We start from the raw sequence: 18,010 nt of genomic DNA on the forward strand, positions 1-18,010 counted from the left end.
TCATCCCTTATTCTATACTAGGAGTTGATTTCATGCTTTGGCTTTATATTATCGTTCCAATTGCTGTCGTATTTGTTGTTGCACTCCTTTATGATCGTAATGCTAAAAGGAACGGACAATCATTTGATACATCGTATAACGGTACTAAGAATCAGCGTGAACAGAATGTCCAGGCACAAAATGATACACAGCGAATGTATGAAAATAACGATTCGTTTTTCAATTATTAATATAAAACCCTTGATACGTCGTGCTTTGAAGATGGTTTAGATATATATAACCTTATTACACTACTTCACTATTTTCGGCATCACTAAATGCAGTGGACCTAAATCCACAGGTCAATTTTCCTCGTTATGAAGAATTGCAGTTGCAACCCCATTGTACTGTGGTTACTAATGTTTTTAGCGTGGCGAGTAATCGCAAACCCGAGCACAAATCCGAAACAACCTACCTTTTGAAAAATAAATATCAGCTTATCTTTACATTAACCTTCTAATTGATTCTTTCATATTTGGGAATTCCACTTTATTATTTGTGAAAAATGCTTTAATTAAATATTGACTATACGTAATTGCTTGATCATATGTTATTTTCCCTGGTAATGGAGCCTGATCTTCTATTACTACATCAATAATGGTTGCTTTGTTTGATGTGAAAGCTTGTTTCATAACATTGGCCAGCTCTTCCTGTTTTTCAACCCGAAAACCATCCCCACCACATGCATCAGCAAATGCCGCAAAGTCAATCTCTCCTAAGTCTGTTTTGTAATGAAGATTACCCATTTCTTCTTGCTCGTATTTAATCATACCAAGTTTACTGTTATTTAAAATAATTAATTTAATCGGTAAATTATATTTAACTGCTGTAACGAAGTCTTGCATAACCATTGTAAAGCCGCCATCACCACAAATACCGACCACCTGTTTTTCTGGATACGCTAATTGAGATGCAATTGCTCCAGGTAATCCAGAACCCATAGAAGCTAGTTTGCCGGAAATAAGAAATTTTTGATTCGTAAACGGGAAGAATCGTGTTGTCCATACTGTTACGTTTCCTACATCACAGGCTATAACAGCATCTTTCTCAACAACCGTTTCCAATTGATACATTACCTGTGGAGCTTGAATTGGATTAGTTTCTTCTTTTTTCTCCTTTTGCATTTGAATATGCCATTTTCTCATTTTGCCCTGATATTTATTCAGAAATGAACGATCTGTCCTTTCCTTAAGTAGCGATGTGAGCATAGGTAGCATTTCATTGACATCACCGCATAAACCGTTCGTAATTGGATAAATATTTCCGATCTTTTCAGCATTAATTTCCAATTGAATCGCCTTCGTATCCTGTGGCAAAAACTCACGATATGGAAAAGAAGTACCGATTAAAAGCAATAAATCAGCTTCCATGATAGCTTGGTAGGCAGGTTTTGTGCCAATCTGACCATGCTGACCTAAATTTAACTCATGATAATCTGGTAAAATTCCTTTACCTAACAGACTTAATACAACCGGGGCCTTAATCTGCTCTGCAAATTCAATAAGCTCACTTCTAGCGTCTTTTGCACCTCTTCCAGCCAATATTACAGGTTTTTTTGCTTGATTGAGCAATTGAACTGCCTTTTGAATAGATTCCTGATCGGGGATCTTTGTTGGTTTGGTAAATCCCTGTGCAGTTAATTTTTTATTGTAATTCTGTTTAACAGCAAATAGATCATCAGGAACAATCAGTACAGCAACACCTTTTTCAGCATATGCAGTTCTGATAGCCATGTTTAACATATCAGGCAATTGTTCGGCAGACTCAGCACGCCTGTTAAATACAGAGACTTCTTCAAGTAATTTTTCTAGATTAATCTCTTGAAATGCATTTGTACCAACATTAGCTGACGTTACTTGGCCAACAATTGCCAGTACCGGTACTTCATCTTCCTTAGCATCATATAAACCATTTAATAAGTGAACTGCACCCGGCCCTGCAATAGATAAACAAACACCAAGATTCCCAGTCAATTTTGCATAAGAGCTTGCCGCTAATGCTCCCACTTCCTCATGGCGAATTTGTATAAAATCTATATAATCCTTTACTTTTCTGAGGTCATCAACAAACTCATTAATTGAATCCCCAGGCATTCCATAAATATGCTCAACCCTCCAATCAATTAGAAGATCTGTAAGTATTTCTCCAGTTCGTTTTTCAAACAAATGTATACACACCCTTTCTTTCAATCACATTCTCATTATTCCATTACCTTTTATTCACAAAAAAAAACCTGTTTCCACAGGTTTTTAAAAGCATTTATTTATCCTCTACTACTAAATGTTTTTCAAATCGGGATATATCTTTATCTGCGCCGATGACTATTAATATATCATCTTCCCTCAATGCATCATCTGCACTTGGAGACACATTAATATCCTTCCCTTGTTTAATCGCCACAACGTTACAACCGTAATTAGCTCGAATATCCAAATCAATTAATGATTTTCCAACCATTTTTTCTCCTACTTTTACTTCAACAATACTATGATCATCAGATAATTCCAGATAATCAAGAATGTTATTTGAAATAATATTATGCGCAATCCGTTTACCCATATCCCGTTCTGGATGGACCACCTGATCTGCGCCAATTTTGTTTAAAATCTTTTCATGGTAATCATTTTGTGCTTTAACAGTAATTTTTTCAATGCCCAAGTCCGTTAAAACAACTGTTGTTAAAATGCTTGCCTGAATGTTATCTCCAATTGCTACAATTACATGATCAATGTTTTTAATACCTAACTCCTTTAATGTTGCTTCATCGGTGGAATCTGCTATTACGGCATGCGATGCAATGTTTTTGAACTCGTTAACTTTATCTTCGTCATTATCAATTGCTAATACTTCCATACCTTCCATACTTAATTCACGGCAGATACTTCCACCAAATCGCCCTAATCCTATTACCGCAAATTCTCGTTTCATCCTGTTTCCTCCATGATCCAAATTACTTCTATATAGTCTACCATATTCTATTGGATAATTATATAACGATAAGGTCTACCCTATCAAATTAACTATACTAAGCATAAGGGGAACGATAATTACTCAAATGTTTGCTCAATAGGGAAATAGTTACGGCTAGAATGTTTAGAACGTACTTATTCAACAGCAGGATCTTAATATAAAGTTGACGTAAACTGCGACGTAATATTCTCGGGTCGCCGTCCGGAATCGCTCCGGGCTGGAAAAGTGTATGATAAGATATCAACTCTAGTTAGTGGTATTATTATAACACTTGTATCACAGATGTTTTGCTTAATAATTCCTTTTATTTATGTAAAACAAAGTATCACGTAAATATGCATATGCACTTACTAGCAGCCCGTATACACGGAGACTCCTGTGGGAGATGAGGCATCGGTGAGACCCCGGAGCGCGTAAGCACGAGGAGGCTCATCAGCCGCCCACGGAAAGTGAAGTGTATACGGGCTGCGGAATCGAAGAGCATCGCAAAATGTAATATTTACTTCGCAGTTTACGGACAATTCGCTGTAGGGATTACGACTACCAAAAAGAAAAATCCGAACTAATTCAAATTCTAATGGAAGAATTCATAGTTCGGATTTCTCTTCGACTAAAATACTTTTACTTTTGTACCAGCTATTTCTATCAATTTAAATTTACATTGCATCCAACATTTGAAACTGTGATTTTACTAAATCAAAATATTCACCGTGTTGACTCATTAATTGTTGATGATTACCATGCTCCAACACTTTTCCGTGCTGCAAAACAAATATTTCATCTGCTTCACGTATAGTAGAAAGTCTATGTGCAATAATGATTGCGGTTCTTCCCTTTAATAATTTGCCAAGTGCAGTCTGGATTTTTACTTCTGTTTCTGTATCAATGCTTGCCGTAGCTTCGTCTAGAATCAATATTCGCGGATCCGCAAGAAGCGCTCTTGCAAATGATAAAAGCTGCCGCTCACCAGCTGACAATATATTTCCACGCTCTTCTACTTCTGTGTTGTATCCGTTTGCTAAGCGACTGATAAATTCATCAGCTCCAACAACCTTAGCTGCTTTTAGAACCTCATCATCAGTAGCATTTGGCCTTCCAAAGCGGATATTTTCCATAATTGTTCCAGAAAAAATAAATGTATCCTGAAGCACGACGCTAATTTGCTGCCGTAAACTATCCAACTTTACATCTCTTAAATTATGCCCATCAATGGAAACAGTTCCTTTTGTCGGATCATAAAATCGGCTTATCAGATTTGCGATAGTTGATTTTCCACTGCCAGTATGACCAACAAGTGCAATGGTTTGACCTTGCTTAATGTCTAACGATATTTCATGTAAAGCAATACGGTCTTCTTCATAGGAGAATTGAACACGATCAAATTCAATCTCCCCTTTCATATCTGTAAACTCAAATCCATCCTCTTTATCCTTAACATTTGGCTGTTCGTCTAGAAATTCAAATATTCTTTCCGATGCCGACATTGCCATTAGCAGCTGGTTATACATCTGCCCAAGCCTTGATATAGGCTCCCAAAACATTCCTAAGAAAAACGCAAATACAACAAAGGTTCCAATTTCAATTCCGCCATAAAGAATCAAATATGCACCATATGTGATTAATATAATCGTTCCAATTGCATTGCTCATCTCAACAAATGGACGAAACAATGCACTCTTTTTCGAAGCGATTCTCCAGCTTTCAAAATTATCCTCATTAACTCCATTAAAGTATTCAGCGTTTTCCTGTTCCTGTGAAAAAGACTGGGTAATCCTGATTCCTTGAATGCCTTCATTCAAATGAGAATTTAGGCGGGATTGCTGAATTCTTACATTTTGCCATGACCGACGAATATTCCGCCTGAGCTTTGTTGAAATATAGAACATAATTGGTAAAACGACCATTATTGCCAATGCCAATTTTGGACTTAGCACTAACAAAATTACGATTATACCCGTTAATGTAACGACATCCATTAGTAAGTTAATAATTCCATTTGTAAAAAGCTCCTGCAGTGATGTAATATCGTTCATTATTCGTACAAGGATAGAGCCCGCTGACCTAGAATCGAAAAACCGATGAGAAAGCCGCTGGACATGGGAAAATAAATGCTGTCTGATATCATAAATAACATTTTGGCCTAATATATTTACCCATTTAATTCTTAATATATTACTGATATAGTTTAATAAATACAAGAAACCAATTCCAAGAACAAGATACGTAAGCAGTGTTGTATCTTTATTGTATATTGCGACATCAAGAGCAACCTTCCCTATTATTATCGGAACGACTAACCTGACAGCAGTTGAAATCAGCATTGCAATGATAGCTCCTGGCAGATAGGTTTTGGAATATGGTTTTATATATTCCAGCAAACGCCACATTTGCTTCCAGTTAAATGGTTTATCTACAGCTTGATCAACAGTATAATAAAACCGTTTAAGATGCCGGCTTTTTGCTGGTTTATTTTTTACTTTAGCCAATTTGAATCCCCCCTTAGCTGACACCATTCATAATTGCTTCACGATCCTGATATTGAATATCATAAATACGCTGATACGGTCCATTGTTATTCAACAGCTGTTCGTGTGTACCACGTTCAAAAATTTTCCCATCCTCAAGCACTAATATTTCGTCCGCGTGCTTTAACGAAGATATCCGATGGGCAATAATAAACGATGTTCTTCCTACCATAACCTCTTTTAACGCCTTTTGAATTTTGAATTCCGTTTCCATATCAACTGCTGATGTAGCATCGTCCAATACTAAAATACTTGGATTAATACAAATAGCCCTGGCAATTGCAATCCGCTGCTTTTGCCCACCTGACAGTCCCATGCCCCGCTCGCCTAACATCGTGTCGTATCCTTTAGGCATTTCCATTATAAACTCGTGTGCTTGTGCTCGCTTTGCAGCATCAATGATTTGTTCATCCGACATGTCGGGATTTCCGTATGAAATATTTTCCCGAATTGATGTTGAAAATAAAAAAGGTTCTTGCAGTACAAATCCGATATGTTTACGTAAAGACTTTAATTGATAGTCTGAAACAGGTTTTCCATCAACTAACACTTCTCCCTTTTCCGGTTCATAAAAGCGGGTGATCAATTGTGTAATGCTTGTTTTACCTGAACCTGTTGCACCAATTAGTCCAATCACTTTTCCAGGATGAGCATCAAATGAAATATTCTTTAAAGCTGAATCGTCATTTTCCGTATACGTTAATGTAACATCCTTAAATGTTACGTGACCTTTGATTGGTGTATTAATTGCATGCTCTTTCTCAACAATATCCTCTTTGGCATCTAAAATCTCAATTAACCGCTCCCCAGACGCTTTTGCCTGTGAAAATAAGTTAATGACAAAGCCTAGGTTCATAAGCGGCCCAAGAATATACCATACTAGACTAAAGAACGCCACTAATTCCCCGGGTGTTACCTTTCCATCAATAACTAGGTAACCACCAAATGCAAGAAGCGCGACAGCACAAACGTTTCCAATAAACTCCATTAACGGGAAGAATTTTGCCCATAATTCTGAAGTTTTAATGTAATTTTGTTTATATGTGCCATTACTGCTTGAAAACCTATCAATCTCAAAGCCTTCCCTGGACAATGACTTTACCGTGTTCATCCCGCTTATGTTTTCTTGAACCCTTGTATTCAAGTTGCCGAACGATTTTCGAATACTTCTAAATGCAGGATGCACGCGCTTATCGAAGCGAAAAACAACTACAGCCAAAAAAGGCATGGCAGCCATCGTTACGATTGTTAACGGAACCGAAAAATAAAACATGACACTTAAACTAAAAAGAATCAATAATGTTATTCGAACAACCTCGGCAAATCCGACCGATAAAAAAAAGCGGAATCCTTCAACATCCGCAGTCAGTCTCGACATTAAATCCCCTGTCTTGGCATTATCATAGTATTTAAATGATAATACTTGGAGTTTTTCATATAATGCATCACGCATTGTATAAACAGATGTAATACCGAATAAATCCCCTAAATATTGATGAAGATACGTAGCAAATCCTTTTACAATCATCACAATCAAAAACGCCAGTGCAATGTAAGGAATAATGTTGTATCTATCCTTCAGTACAACCTCATCGATTGTTTGCTGTAAAATGATTGGATACACTACAGTTATCGCAGTTACAAAAACTAGAAAAAACAATGACCAGAAAAAGTATTTTCTAAATGGCCAATAAAATTGCTTTAATCTTTTAAATGTATCCAATTTCTTCCCTCCTCATGTTTTTACGTAATTACTAATATAACGGGTTCCGAAATAAATTGCTACTCTTTTTGCTTAATTTTTTAAAAAATTTTTAAAAGGGTGAAAGCAGAGTAAATGGGTAGGAGAAGTTATAATTTTCGTACCCCTAACATAACAACGAAATCCATTTTAATTAGGTCGTTTTTTGTTGTGCAAACATATAAGCACCAATACATTAAATAAACCTATACAATTACGTTTTCTTTAAAATTGTCCTTCATTACCGTCCTGACTATTCTCTAAGTAAGTTTGAAGCAACAAAAAAAGCAGGAGCAATTCGAATGCCCTGCTTTTTTGCTGTTATTTATTATGTTATGTGAATACTGAATACTTTTGATTTGCACTTTAAAAAAGTGAATTGCATCTTTATTTTTTCTCTGTATTGCCCAATACACGATTCACACGTTTGCGCAGCATTTTCATACCGCCGCCGCCAGCTTGGAAATGTCTTAATTTACCTTCCTCATCGAACACATAGTATGCTGGTACATATTTGTTATCAAATGCATCTGTTAATGTATGGTCATTATCCACGAAAATCGGCTGTGTAATATCATGTTCCGCTGCAACGCTTTTTACTTGATCAAGGTCTAGATCCTTCTCGGAACGCGGCATATGAACGGCAATCACGTTGAGATCTTCCTTATACTCATCTCTAAATTCATTTACGTTCGGCATTGCTTCTTTACAAAGTCCACAACTAACTGACCAGAAATGAATTAATGTAGGTTTGTTGTCAATTAAATCACTCTTTTGAATCGGATTGCTATTAAACCATTCCGTAGCGCCGTCAAGTTCAGGCATTTGATCTCTTAATTTCATTTTCTTTTCCTCCCGCTGTATCTTCATAGAATACCCAGCTTCATGGGCAAGCTGCACGAAACATACAAAATTTCCGGGTTGTGTTGCCTAATGAGTATGTTTATTCGAGCCATACATGCCCATTTCACTTTTGATTCAAAAAGAAGCCAACCCACAGAAAAAATCTTGTCTAATTTTTAGTGAAGTCAGCTCCTTTAACTATTAATATGTTAATAATTTTTAAAGTGTTTCTTGGCCAGGTTTCCAGTTAGCTGGGCACAAGCCACCAGTTTGAAGTGCTTGTAATACACGTAATGTTTCATCAACATCACGACCAATGTTGTTATGGAAAACTGTTTGATATTGTAATTCACCTTCTGGATTAATGATGAATAATCCACGTAATGCAATACCTTCTTCTTCAATTAATACACCATAATCTCTAGAAACTGCATGATTATGATCAGCAGCTAATGGATATTGTAATTCACCTAATCCATTATCATCACGGCTTGTATTAATCCAAGCTTTATGTGTATGAATAGTATCCGTTGACACGCCAATTACTTCTGCATCTAAGTCTTCAAATTCATCATAGCGATCAGACATTGCTGTAATTTCTGTTGGACAAACGAATGTGAAGTCCATTGGATAGAAAAATAATACTGTCCATTTATCTTCTTTCATGATTTCTTCTAAACTTACTTTTCCAAACTCTTTATTTGGCATTACTGCTTCCATTTCAAAACGAGGAGCTTGTTTTGCTACCATTCTTTCTGCCATATGTAATCCCTCCAGCGTGTAATAATTTAATGTCCATAACAGATTATAGACAATCACTTAATACTAGTCAATATTAAATGATAATTAATTTAAAAAGGTCAATTAATATTCACAATATCGTCAATTACCTGAAACAATCGTCTTTTAGTATGTCCTAATCACTTCATTTTAAACAGAATAATCACAAAATATGAAGTCTATAATCATAAACACTATACTACCCTAACACTCGAACTAGTAATTTGTCTACTAATTGAGAATAGAGTACTGATTAATGTTTAAGTGCCTACATAATAGGGTATTTATTGATAAAGGGTTTCACTTTCGCTATCATAGAAAAATGAGCATTGAGAGGAGTCTACATATGGATATTTTTAAAGATGGTTTAAATTTTGATTTGGGCGGAATTTTAAATGCTTTATTGCCAGTTGCCCTGCAAATAGGATTAATCATTATAGGTTTTATTATCCTTGTTCCGATTGGAAAGAAAATTATTGAGAAATCACTGCAAAAGGCCGGGAAAAATGAAAAGCTATCACCTAGCAGGATGAAAACGTTAGAGAAACTCTTAACGAATTTATTTGCTTATGTAATGATTTTTATATTACTTGTCATGATCCTTGGAACTCTTGACATTAATATTGGACCACTTTTGGCAGGTGCAGGAATTATTGGGTTGGCAATCGGATTTGGTGCCCAAGGACTTGTCAGCGACATTGTTACAGGATTTTTTATCCTATTGGAACGTCAAATTGAAGTGGATGATTATGTAACTGCTGGCGGATTTGATGGAATTTGTGAAGAAGTTGGCTTACGTACGACAAAAATCCGCAGTTTTGATGGGACATTGAATTTTGTTCCTAATAGGCAAATAGCAGGCGTTGCAAATCATTCACGCGGAAACATGCGTGCACTAGTCGACATTGGAATTAGCTATGATGACAAAATTGATGAGGCAATTGTTGTTCTTGAGCAAGTGTGTGCTGAGTTTCAAGCGGATGAACGCTTTAAAGACGGTCCTAATGTATTAGGTGTTCAAAGTATTGGTTCTTCTGATGTTGTCTTGCGTGTTGTTGGACAAACAGAGAATGGTGCACAATTTGGCTGTGAACGGGATATGAGAAAACGAATAAAAGAAACCTTTGACAAAAATAATATCGATATCCCATTCCCGCACCAAGTATTTGTACAAAAAGTAACAAAATAATAATAGTATAAAACCCAGCTCAAATAATAAGAGCTGGGTTTTTTATTTATATGACAGTTACTTCAGCTTTTGTTCTACCATCTGACAGATTTCTTCTGCATTATAGCCCCGTGCGTCAATCACTGGTCCTGCAATACTAGTTTCCTGCATTCCCATCACATTTTCATCCTGACCAGATATAACACAGCAGTCGCAATAAGCTGTGTCTTGTTCAGAACCGAGAGTTACTACCTCATATCCTTTTTCCATAAGTGCATCTTTTACATCTGTAAGTGTTTCCTCTACTCCGATTCTAGCCATACAATCTACCTCCTCTACATACATTAAAGTTTTCGTGTGTAGTTTTTCCTGAAAGAAAAAATGTATGCAGAATGGATCCAGGTTAAAGTAAAGTTATAGGTCGGACTATCACACTAAAATGATCGGAAAATTTTAGTGACTGTTTTTACCCCTATTTCAAGGGCTTCTTCTTTTGGTTGCAGTTTTGAATTATGCAGTCCATATGGTGAATCGACACCGAGCCAAAACATAAAACCAGGAATTTCTTTTAGCATATAACCAAAGTCTTCACCCGTCATTGCTGCATTCGCTTCTTGAAAGGTTACGCCAATTTTCTCAGCCAAATCTCTAAACTTATCTACGTATTTCTGTTCATTATATACCTGATAATAATTTGATCCATAATCAATTGAAATGGAACAGTCATGTATTCTTTCAAAACCGCGGATCATTGCCTCTAATTTCTCCTTAATCATTTCAATTGTATTTGGATCACCAGTTCTTATCGTACCTTCCAAACGTGCTGTTTCTGCGATTGCATTTTGAACAAATCCGCTTTCCATTTTGCCAATTGTTATAACGGCACTCTCTAATGGGTTCAGCCCACGCGAAACAATTTGCTGCAATTGTACGACAAAATTACTTGCCGCAACTGTCATGTCCTTCGTTAAATGTGGATATGCAGCATGTCCGCCCTTCCCAGTAAAGTCTAAAAATAATTCACTCGTGTTTGCAAACAACAAGCCCGGTTTACTGGAAACAGTTCCCACTGGAAGCTCAGGTGCAATGTGTAATGCAAAAATCACATCAGGTTTCCATTTTAAAAACTCATCTGACTTAAGCATTGGCAGTGCACCACCAGGGCCCTCTTCGGCAGGCTGAAAAAGGAATACAGCATTATCGTTAATCGGATGCTCAATCAAATGGTGTAAAGCCCCAAGCGCAATTGTCATATGAAAATCGTGACCGCACGCATGCATTTTCCCTTCATGCAATGATTTAAATGAATAATTCGTTTGTTCCATGATTGGCAATCCATCAATATCTGTACGGAAACCAATTGTTTTGGTTGGATTGGTTCCGGCAACCCGAACAAGGATTCCTGTACGCCATACCTTTACTTCCACTCGTTCCGTCAGTAATGCTCTAATTTTCTCAAGCAACAAGGTTTGTGTTTTAACCTCTTGAAACCCTAATTCTGGAATCTGATGCAGATTTCTTCTGATTTTCTGTAAAGCGGATAATTTCATAGCTGCACCCTGCCCTGCTTTAATTATCTAATTTACGTAATTCTTGTTTGATTTCCGTTTTGGATTTAGTGTTCTGATCGATTTCTTTAAGAACTTTCGCTGGTGTACCCGCCACTAATGTATTTGGAGCTACATCCTTTGTCACAATTGCTCCAGCAGCTACAATTGCACCTTTTCCGACTGTTACCCCTTCTAATACTACGACATTCGCACCGATTACAACATCGTCCTCGATAACTACAGGTTTAGCTGATGGAGGCTCGATAACACCGGCAAGTACGGTACCTGCACCAATATGGCAGTTTTTCCCTACGGTAGCACGTCCGCCTAGCACGGCATTCATATCAATCATCGTCCCCTCACCTACTACGGACCCAATATTGATCATTGCCCCCATCATAATAACAGCTCCATTACCAATCGATACTTGATCACGAATTACTGCGCCCGGTTCTATACGAGCATTAACTCCTTTTAAATCAAGTAAAGGAATAGCTGAATTACGGCGGTCATTCTCCACAACGAAATCGGAAATGGCATCTTCATTGCCTATTAAAAAGGCCTGAACCTCTTCCCATTCCCCAAACAATACACCGCTTTTACTTTCAACAAACGCTTGAATGGAATCGGGATAATTCAATTTATCAAGCTGCAGCCCATTTATGTATACCTTTACAGGTGTACTTTTTTTGCTATTCGAAATAAAACTGATAATTTCATTTGCATCCATCATTTTCATTTTTGTTATTCCCCCTAAATGTTATATTGAACTTACTTTAGCAGACTGAAGGATTACTCGCAACAACTATTCATCAGTTTTTTTGGGCATAAAGCAAATGAAAACAAAACTGATTACTGCTAACACCAGTAAACCCGTATATACAACGTGCAAACCAGTTGTCAGTCCCTCCTGCAAGATGGTTTTAGTCTCTTCAGTCAATAACGCATTTTGGTCAGGATCTAATAATTTATTGGCCGAATCTACGGATACATGGTTTGCCAATCCTTTGTTTTCAATGTATGTCTTCATTTGTCCATTTAACAATCCACCAAGCATTGCGGCACCCAACGCACTTCCGAGTGAACGCATAAACATATTTGCAGCTGTTGCAATCCCACGTTTTTCAAAGCCAACTGAACTTTGAATTGCGACAATAAATGAAGTATTTGTCAGTCCCATCCCTGCACCAATGAAAAACGAACCGATTCCCGCCCATAGTGGACCATTATCGGGGGTTAAAAGAAAAAACAAAATTCCCCCGGTTATTAACGACATACCTCCTAATATAGAGGTGGACCGATAGCCAATAATTAATAATAGCCGCCCAGCAACTGTGGATGCAATTGGCCACCCGATTGACATGGCGGTTAAAGTAAACCCCGCTATTGTCGCGGAATATCCCATTACACCTTGCACAAACGCAGGTAAATAGCTAGAAACTCCAATCAATATCATACCGGTGGTTAAGGAAGTCAGATTTGCTACACTAATGATCCGCTGCTTCCAAATCTCAAAAGGCATCATTGGATCGTTCGTTCGACGCTCCTGAATGACAAACAATAATATTCCAAATAAAGTAATTCCAATAAGCGCAGCCATTAATGGCGAATCCCACGCAATTCCTATGCCTCCTTCAACTAAAATGAACATGAATGAACTGACGGCGGTCACAATCCAAATTGCCCCCGGATAATCAATCGATGTCTTTTGTTTTTCAATATCTTCATGTAAAAAGATTATGATGCCAAGCATGGCGAGCAGTCCAAGCGGGATATTCATCCAAAATACAAATCGCCAGCTAAGAACATCAACAAAGAAACCACCTAACAATGGTCCCGTTACAGCGGAAACACCCCAAACACTAGCTAAATAACCTTGAATTTTAGCCCGTTCCTTTTTGTCATAAATGTCGCCAACAATTGTTGTAGCGATTGGCATCAAAGCCCCAGCGCCAATTCCCTGGATAAATCTGAAAATGATCAGCATTACCATCGAATTACTGAACCCGGAGAATGATGATCCTGTTAAAAAAATGATTACACCAATTACAAAAATAGGCTTTCTTCCAAAAATATCAGAAAGCTTACCAAAAACAAGTACCGTAGCAGCATTTGTTAATAAATATGCCGAAAATACCCAGCTATATAATGAAAATCCACCAAGATCTGCAACAATACTAGGCATTGCTGTAGCCACAATCGTTGCTTCAATAGCTGCCAAAAACATTCCTAACATAACCGAGGCTAATATTAATGGCCTCTTTAACACTTTTCTCTTTTCATTTGTATCCATGTGAATCCCATCTTTTTATTAAAACTAAATACCCCTGTCATACTCTTATGGCAAGGGTAAAAAACTTAAAATCCTTCTATTTATGCTCGTTATTCGTATAATAGTCCCGTTTTATATGTTTTAAAATGGCACGTCTGGTTACTATTCCATCAAAGTAACCATCCTCATCTGCCACACAGACAAATGGATGATTAATAACTGCCTTTAACCCGTCCATAAATGTATTGTTTCTAGACAAACTAGGGATGTCTGTTATCATTACCTCGTGTACTTTCATCTCCGCTAATTTTTCAACTTCAAACCGTTCCAGCCCTAAAATTTCATTTAAAATTTTCGTTTTGCCAATTGTGCCAACCAGCTTATAGGATGAATCTAACACTGGTACAGACGAATATCCGGATTTCACCAATACTAATAATGCATGTTCTAAAGGATTATTTACTTGTACGTGCGCTACTTTTTCAGATGCTATCATTAAATCTCCAATAACAATTTCTGTTAATCGTTTATCCTGTAAAGTACTCATACAAAACGCTCCTTTTCTAATTCATAAAGATTTGCGCCTGTTAAAAGGAGTATACATTTAATCCACATACAGAGTTTACCATACTTCATGTTAACGAATCTATTTATATACCACTTTTTAGTTTACTATTAAAGCAAAATTAAGTTAATAAAAAGCGAATACCATTGTATACTATGGTTAAAGACGGAGTTTGGAACGAGGAAATTTCATGAATACTTATACATTTACGAAGCAAGAAGAAATGGCCCATGCTATTACTCACGGAATCGGAGTATTATTAAGTTTAGCTGGATTATTACTGTTAATTAATTATGCAAACCTTGATAAAAATCCGTGGCAATACATCTCAGTAATTATTTTCGGGTCTTCTATGCTGATCATGTATTTAACTTCGACAGTCGTACATAGCTTGCCTAATGGACGCTGGAAGGATATTTTTCAAATCTTTGACCATGCATCCATTTTTTTATTTATCGCAGGCACGTATACCCCAATCTTACTTGTACATTTAAGAGAAGAAATGGGCATGCTGCTATTTGGAATAGTTTGGGGCATTGCCATAGCAGGAATTATATTTAAAATCTTTTTTGTTAAAAAGTTCCTTGTGTTATCAACTATTTTATACGTTTCAATGGGATGGCTCATTATGTTCGTTTGGCAACCCCTTACAGCCGTTATGCATGAAAACGGTATTCAATTGCTATTGACTGGTGGTCTATTTTACACCTTTGGGGCAATCTTTTACGTGTGGAGGAGTTTTCCTTATCATCATGCAGTATGGCACTTGTTCGTTTTAGCAGGATCCGCATTTCATTTTCTTACTATATTTTATTATGTACTTTAATATATGAGCGTGTTATAAATCTAGTTAACACGCTCTTTTTTCACCACTATTGTCACTAAGTTTTCGGTAGCACCCGATTTGATTAAAAAGGAAACTTATTTAACCATTGTCCTCCATCCATTGTGACTACTTCACCATTAATGTACGAAGCTTTTTCTGAAAGTAGGAAATGGGCAAGTTCAGCAATTTCCTCTGGTTTTCCCAGTCTTCGTAATGGTACTGAATTCAATGTACGCTCGGCTGCTTTTTCAGATTGAAATAACTTCTCTGCTCCCCCGGTGCGCTCGATTGGTCCTGGAGCTATCGCGTTAACTCGGATTCCATATTTAGACCCCCATTCCACCGCTAATGTTCGTGTCATATTTAACACACCTGCTTTTGCCGCGGAGGAATGAATAACACCTGCACCTGCATTCCACGCATATGTTGCAACCATATTTAAAATCGATCCTTTTTTCCCAGTTTCAATCCAGTACTTTCCAACTTCCCGGCTGCAATAGAATGTTCCATTTAACACAATGTCAATCACTGAGTTCCATCCATTTACAGAAAGATCCTCTGCTGCACAGATAAAATTTCCTGCAGCATTATTAACTAAATAATCAATTCCGCCATATTTCTCAACTGTTTTTTTAACCATTCGTTCTGCATCCGTAGGTTTTCTTACATCCATTGGCACGATTAGAATATCACCTGTTGCTCCTGACATTAATTGATCTTTCGTCTGAATTAATTTATCTTCATTTCTTCCAGTGATGACGACATTTGCACCTTCTATTACGAATTTTTCTGCCATATACTTACCCATACCACTAGAACTGCCTGTTACAATAACGGTTTTATTATTCATAACTTCCTCCTAGCTATCTTTTTACTAGATTTTATAAAAGAATATTAATTACTTTCACACAAAATCCGTAAACTGCGACGTAATGAAATGTTTAGACTACCGTTCTGGAAATACACTAATATGATATTTTATAACTTCATACTTTATGGGGATGAGGAAATAAAAAAAGCATATTCATACCTGCTAGCAGCCCGTATACACGGAGACTCCTGTGGGAGATGAGGCAACGGTGAGACCCCGGAGCGACGAGCAAAACATCCACCGAATAAGCTACGAGTTGTGAGGATTGCAGCATCACCGAAAATGCTTGCAACACGACGAACACCCAGCGTGAGGAGGCTCATCAGCCGCCCACGGAAAGCGGAGTGTATACGGGCTGCGGGTTCAAAGAGCAACATAAAATACAAAATTTACGTCGCAGTTTACGTCAACTGTGGAGTAAAAATCAATAAAGTTCTGAAAACAACTTTTAAATAATAGTCCTAACATTATAGTATTGCTATTATTTCAAAATGTCAAAGAGTTAACTGACAATTAAGATAAATCAATAGAACTGATAAAATTTTACGGTATATCAGAAACACTATTCCATGCTATAATTCTATTATCTGAGTTCTTCAGAGCAGAAAGGTTTGACAAGGTATGAATAGACGGTCATTTTTAAAAAAAATTGCTGGCAGTGTTCTTGCTGTCTTTGGTATAGGCGGAGGTACTTATTACTACGCACGTGACATAGAACCAAATATGCTAAACATTAATAAGGAAACAATTGAATCAGCAAAAATCCCAAATGCATTTAACGATTTTAAAATAGTACAATTTTCTGATACACATATCGGTTTTCATTATACCATTGATCAATTAAACGACTTGGTAACAAAAATAAACAATTACAATCCAGATATAATCGTTTTTACTGGTGATCTAGTTGATGAACCAAATACGTATCACTGGAACAATAAACTGATTAAAGTGCTGCGACAATTAAATGCAAAATATGGGAAGTATTGGATTTACGGCAATCATGATCATGGCGGGTATGGAACAAATATTGTAAGAGACGTTATGAAACAATCGGAATTTACATTATTACAAAATAATAATACCATTATTTCAAGAGGAAATGAACATATCAATCTAGCAGGAATAGACGATGTTATGCTCGGTAAACCTGATCTTAAACAGGCGTTGAACGCAGCAAGCCCCAAACTGTTTACTATATTGCTTGCTCATGAGCCCGATTTTGCTGATTGGGCAGTTAAATTCCCTATTGATATACAGTTATCCGGTCATAGTCATGGTGGACAAGTCCGTTTTCCTTTCATTGGACATCTTTATACACCGGCATATGCGGAAAAATATGTACAAGGTAAACATACTTTCAATGATGGCAAATTCACCTTGTATGTCAGCAGGGGCATAGGTACAACCCGTCTGCCGTATCGTTTTCTATGTAAGCCTGAAATACATGTATTTACATTAAAGAGTTCTATTTAATAGCAGTCATACATGCTCCCTTTTCATTAATAAGCATAGGCTATAGTGTAAGCTTTTTATGAAAGGGATGATTAAATCTGAATTATCCAGTAATGTATTTCGATAAACGGCAATACGACGGCAACTCTTTCCCAGATCAAGATGAGCGTGTATTTCCAGTGGTTCCTTTCCTTACTGGACTTGCGGTTGCCCCTTTTCTATATGGGGCATTTTATCCTGGTTTTGGCGGTTACTATCCATACCCACCCCGCCCTCCATATTATCCTTATGGGTACGGCTATGGTCCTGGTTATGGATATGACCCGAATTTCAATAAAGGATATTATTAATTACGATGGTTTGATCCAAAAGTGAATGGATCAGACCATTTTTTATAAGTGAAAT

At 37.0% G+C, this 18,010-nt stretch carries 17 protein-coding genes; 5 read left to right on the top strand and 12 right to left on the bottom strand.

Going from position 1 to position 18,010, the window contains the following annotated elements; genetic code table 11:
• The first annotated feature begins 32 nt into the window (after nucleotides 1–32).
• Complete coding sequence (locus tag IEV74_RS06470) at nucleotides 33–230, top strand: hypothetical protein (RefSeq protein ID WP_188454543.1); 198 nt, start codon at nucleotides 33–35, stop codon at nucleotides 228–230.
• A 252-nt stretch (nucleotides 231–482) separates the two neighbouring features.
• Here the strand turns inward: IEV74_RS06470 and IEV74_RS06475 are convergent, their stop codons facing one another.
• From IEV74_RS06475 to IEV74_RS06500, 6 genes are all read right to left on the bottom strand, one after another.
• Nucleotides 483–2,204 carry a pyruvate oxidase gene (locus IEV74_RS06475; protein ID WP_188454544.1) on the bottom strand — a complete coding sequence of 574 codons (1,722 nt, stop codon included), beginning with the start codon at nucleotides 2,202–2,204 and terminating at the stop codon, nucleotides 483–485.
• Between the two features lie 94 nt (nucleotides 2,205–2,298).
• The gene (locus tag IEV74_RS06480) at nucleotides 2,299–2,967 is read right to left on the bottom strand and encodes a potassium channel family protein (protein ID WP_188454545.1); all 669 of its coding nucleotides are present in this window, start codon (nucleotides 2,965–2,967) and stop codon (nucleotides 2,299–2,301) included.
• A gap of 698 nt (nucleotides 2,968–3,665) precedes the next feature.
• A complete protein-coding gene (locus tag IEV74_RS06485) occupies nucleotides 3,666–5,495 on the bottom strand; it encodes an ABC transporter ATP-binding protein (protein WP_229683078.1) in 1,830 nt (609 codons plus the stop codon).
• A 13-nt stretch (nucleotides 5,496–5,508) separates the two neighbouring features.
• Complete coding sequence (locus tag IEV74_RS06490) at nucleotides 5,509–7,257, bottom strand: ABC transporter ATP-binding protein (protein ID WP_188454547.1); 1,749 nt, start codon at nucleotides 7,255–7,257, stop codon at nucleotides 5,509–5,511.
• 405 nt (nucleotides 7,258–7,662) lie between these two features.
• Nucleotides 7,663–8,118 (bottom strand): TlpA family protein disulfide reductase, encoded by a 456-nt coding sequence (locus IEV74_RS06495; protein WP_188454548.1) that lies wholly within the window; start codon nucleotides 8,116–8,118, stop codon nucleotides 7,663–7,665.
• Nucleotides 8,119–8,337: 219 nt separating this feature from the next.
• Nucleotides 8,338–8,880, bottom strand: a complete 543-nt coding sequence (locus IEV74_RS06500; protein ID WP_099157926.1) for a peroxiredoxin — start codon at nucleotides 8,878–8,880, stop codon at nucleotides 8,338–8,340.
• Nucleotides 8,881–9,244: 364 nt separating this feature from the next.
• Here IEV74_RS06500 and IEV74_RS06505 point away from each other — a divergent pair, with 364 nt between their 5' ends.
• A complete protein-coding gene (locus IEV74_RS06505; protein WP_188454549.1) occupies nucleotides 9,245–10,087 on the top strand; it encodes a mechanosensitive ion channel family protein in 843 nt (280 codons plus the stop codon).
• 57 nt (nucleotides 10,088–10,144) lie between these two features.
• Here the strand turns inward: IEV74_RS06505 and IEV74_RS06510 are convergent, their stop codons facing one another.
• The 5 genes from IEV74_RS06510 to cbpB form a co-directional block, all read right to left on the bottom strand.
• Nucleotides 10,145–10,387 (bottom strand): YkuS family protein, encoded by a 243-nt coding sequence (locus tag IEV74_RS06510; RefSeq protein WP_188454550.1) that lies wholly within the window; start codon nucleotides 10,385–10,387, stop codon nucleotides 10,145–10,147.
• Nucleotides 10,388–10,500: 113 nt separating this feature from the next.
• Complete coding sequence (locus IEV74_RS06515) at nucleotides 10,501–11,616, bottom strand: N-acetyldiaminopimelate deacetylase (protein ID WP_188454551.1); 1,116 nt, start codon at nucleotides 11,614–11,616, stop codon at nucleotides 10,501–10,503.
• Nucleotides 11,617–11,635: 19 nt separating this feature from the next.
• A complete protein-coding gene (gene dapD, locus IEV74_RS06520) occupies nucleotides 11,636–12,355 on the bottom strand; it encodes a 2,3,4,5-tetrahydropyridine-2,6-dicarboxylate N-acetyltransferase (protein WP_188454552.1) in 720 nt (239 codons plus the stop codon).
• A 66-nt stretch (nucleotides 12,356–12,421) separates the two neighbouring features.
• Nucleotides 12,422–13,909, bottom strand: a complete 1,488-nt coding sequence (locus IEV74_RS06525; RefSeq protein ID WP_188454553.1) for an MDR family MFS transporter — start codon at nucleotides 13,907–13,909, stop codon at nucleotides 12,422–12,424.
• Nucleotides 13,910–13,985: 76 nt separating this feature from the next.
• Nucleotides 13,986–14,435 carry a cyclic-di-AMP-binding protein CbpB gene (gene cbpB / locus IEV74_RS06530; RefSeq protein ID WP_188454554.1) on the bottom strand — a complete coding sequence of 150 codons (450 nt, stop codon included), beginning with the start codon at nucleotides 14,433–14,435 and terminating at the stop codon, nucleotides 13,986–13,988.
• A 208-nt stretch (nucleotides 14,436–14,643) separates the two neighbouring features.
• Here cbpB and trhA point away from each other — a divergent pair, with 208 nt between their 5' ends.
• Entirely contained in the window at nucleotides 14,644–15,279 is a 636-nt protein-coding gene (gene trhA, locus IEV74_RS06535; RefSeq protein WP_188454555.1) for a PAQR family membrane homeostasis protein TrhA, read from the top strand.
• A gap of 82 nt (nucleotides 15,280–15,361) precedes the next feature.
• On the opposite strand, the gene fadH is transcribed toward trhA, so the two are convergent.
• A complete protein-coding gene (fadH, locus tag IEV74_RS06540) occupies nucleotides 15,362–16,129 on the bottom strand; it encodes a 2,4-dienoyl-CoA reductase (RefSeq protein ID WP_188454556.1) in 768 nt (255 codons plus the stop codon).
• A gap of 642 nt (nucleotides 16,130–16,771) precedes the next feature.
• On the opposite strand from fadH, the gene IEV74_RS06545 reads away from it, so the two are divergent.
• Together IEV74_RS06545 and IEV74_RS06550 are read left to right on the top strand one after the other, a co-directional pair.
• The gene (locus IEV74_RS06545) at nucleotides 16,772–17,626 is read left to right on the top strand and encodes a metallophosphoesterase (protein ID WP_188454557.1); all 855 of its coding nucleotides are present in this window, start codon (nucleotides 16,772–16,774) and stop codon (nucleotides 17,624–17,626) included.
• A 92-nt stretch (nucleotides 17,627–17,718) separates the two neighbouring features.
• Nucleotides 17,719–17,955: a hypothetical protein gene (locus IEV74_RS06550; RefSeq protein WP_188454558.1), complete on the top strand. Its 237-nt coding sequence runs from the start codon at nucleotides 17,719–17,721 to the stop codon at nucleotides 17,953–17,955.
• The last annotated feature ends 55 nt before the right edge of the window (nucleotides 17,956–18,010 follow it).

It is taken from the genome of Virgibacillus oceani, from assembly GCF_014638995.1.
In the GTDB taxonomy this organism is placed as follows: domain Bacteria; phylum Bacillota; class Bacilli; order Bacillales; family Amphibacillaceae; genus Virgibacillus_E; species Virgibacillus_E oceani.

Coding starts and splice junctions, on each gene's coding strand:
- IEV74_RS06470 (WP_188454543.1), top strand. CDS start 33: ATGCTTTGGCTTTATATTATCGTTCCAATTGCTGTCGTATTTGTTGTT.
- cbpB (WP_188454554.1), bottom strand. CDS start 14,435: ATGAGTACTTTACAGGATAAACGATTAACAGAAATTGTTATTGGAGAT.
- IEV74_RS06480 (WP_188454545.1), bottom strand. CDS start 2,967: ATGAAACGAGAATTTGCGGTAATAGGATTAGGGCGATTTGGTGGAAGT.
- IEV74_RS06505 (WP_188454549.1), top strand. CDS start 9,245: ATGGATATTTTTAAAGATGGTTTAAATTTTGATTTGGGCGGAATTTTA.
- IEV74_RS06545 (WP_188454557.1), top strand. CDS start 16,772: ATGAATAGACGGTCATTTTTAAAAAAAATTGCTGGCAGTGTTCTTGCT.
- IEV74_RS06495 (WP_188454548.1), bottom strand. CDS start 8,118: ATGAAATTAAGAGATCAAATGCCTGAACTTGACGGCGCTACGGAATGG.
- dapD (WP_188454552.1), bottom strand. CDS start 12,355: ATGAAAATGATGGATGCAAATGAAATTATCAGTTTTATTTCGAATAGC.
- IEV74_RS06500 (WP_099157926.1), bottom strand. CDS start 8,880: ATGGCAGAAAGAATGGTAGCAAAACAAGCTCCTCGTTTTGAAATGGAA.
- IEV74_RS06525 (WP_188454553.1), bottom strand. CDS start 13,909: ATGGATACAAATGAAAAGAGAAAAGTGTTAAAGAGGCCATTAATATTA.
- IEV74_RS06550 (WP_188454558.1), top strand. CDS start 17,719: ATGTATTTCGATAAACGGCAATACGACGGCAACTCTTTCCCAGATCAA.
- IEV74_RS06510 (WP_188454550.1), bottom strand. CDS start 10,387: ATGGCTAGAATCGGAGTAGAGGAAACACTTACAGATGTAAAAGATGCA.
- IEV74_RS06515 (WP_188454551.1), bottom strand. CDS start 11,616: ATGAAATTATCCGCTTTACAGAAAATCAGAAGAAATCTGCATCAGATT.
- fadH (WP_188454556.1), bottom strand. CDS start 16,129: ATGAATAATAAAACCGTTATTGTAACAGGCAGTTCTAGTGGTATGGGT.
- trhA (WP_188454555.1), top strand. CDS start 14,644: ATGAATACTTATACATTTACGAAGCAAGAAGAAATGGCCCATGCTATT.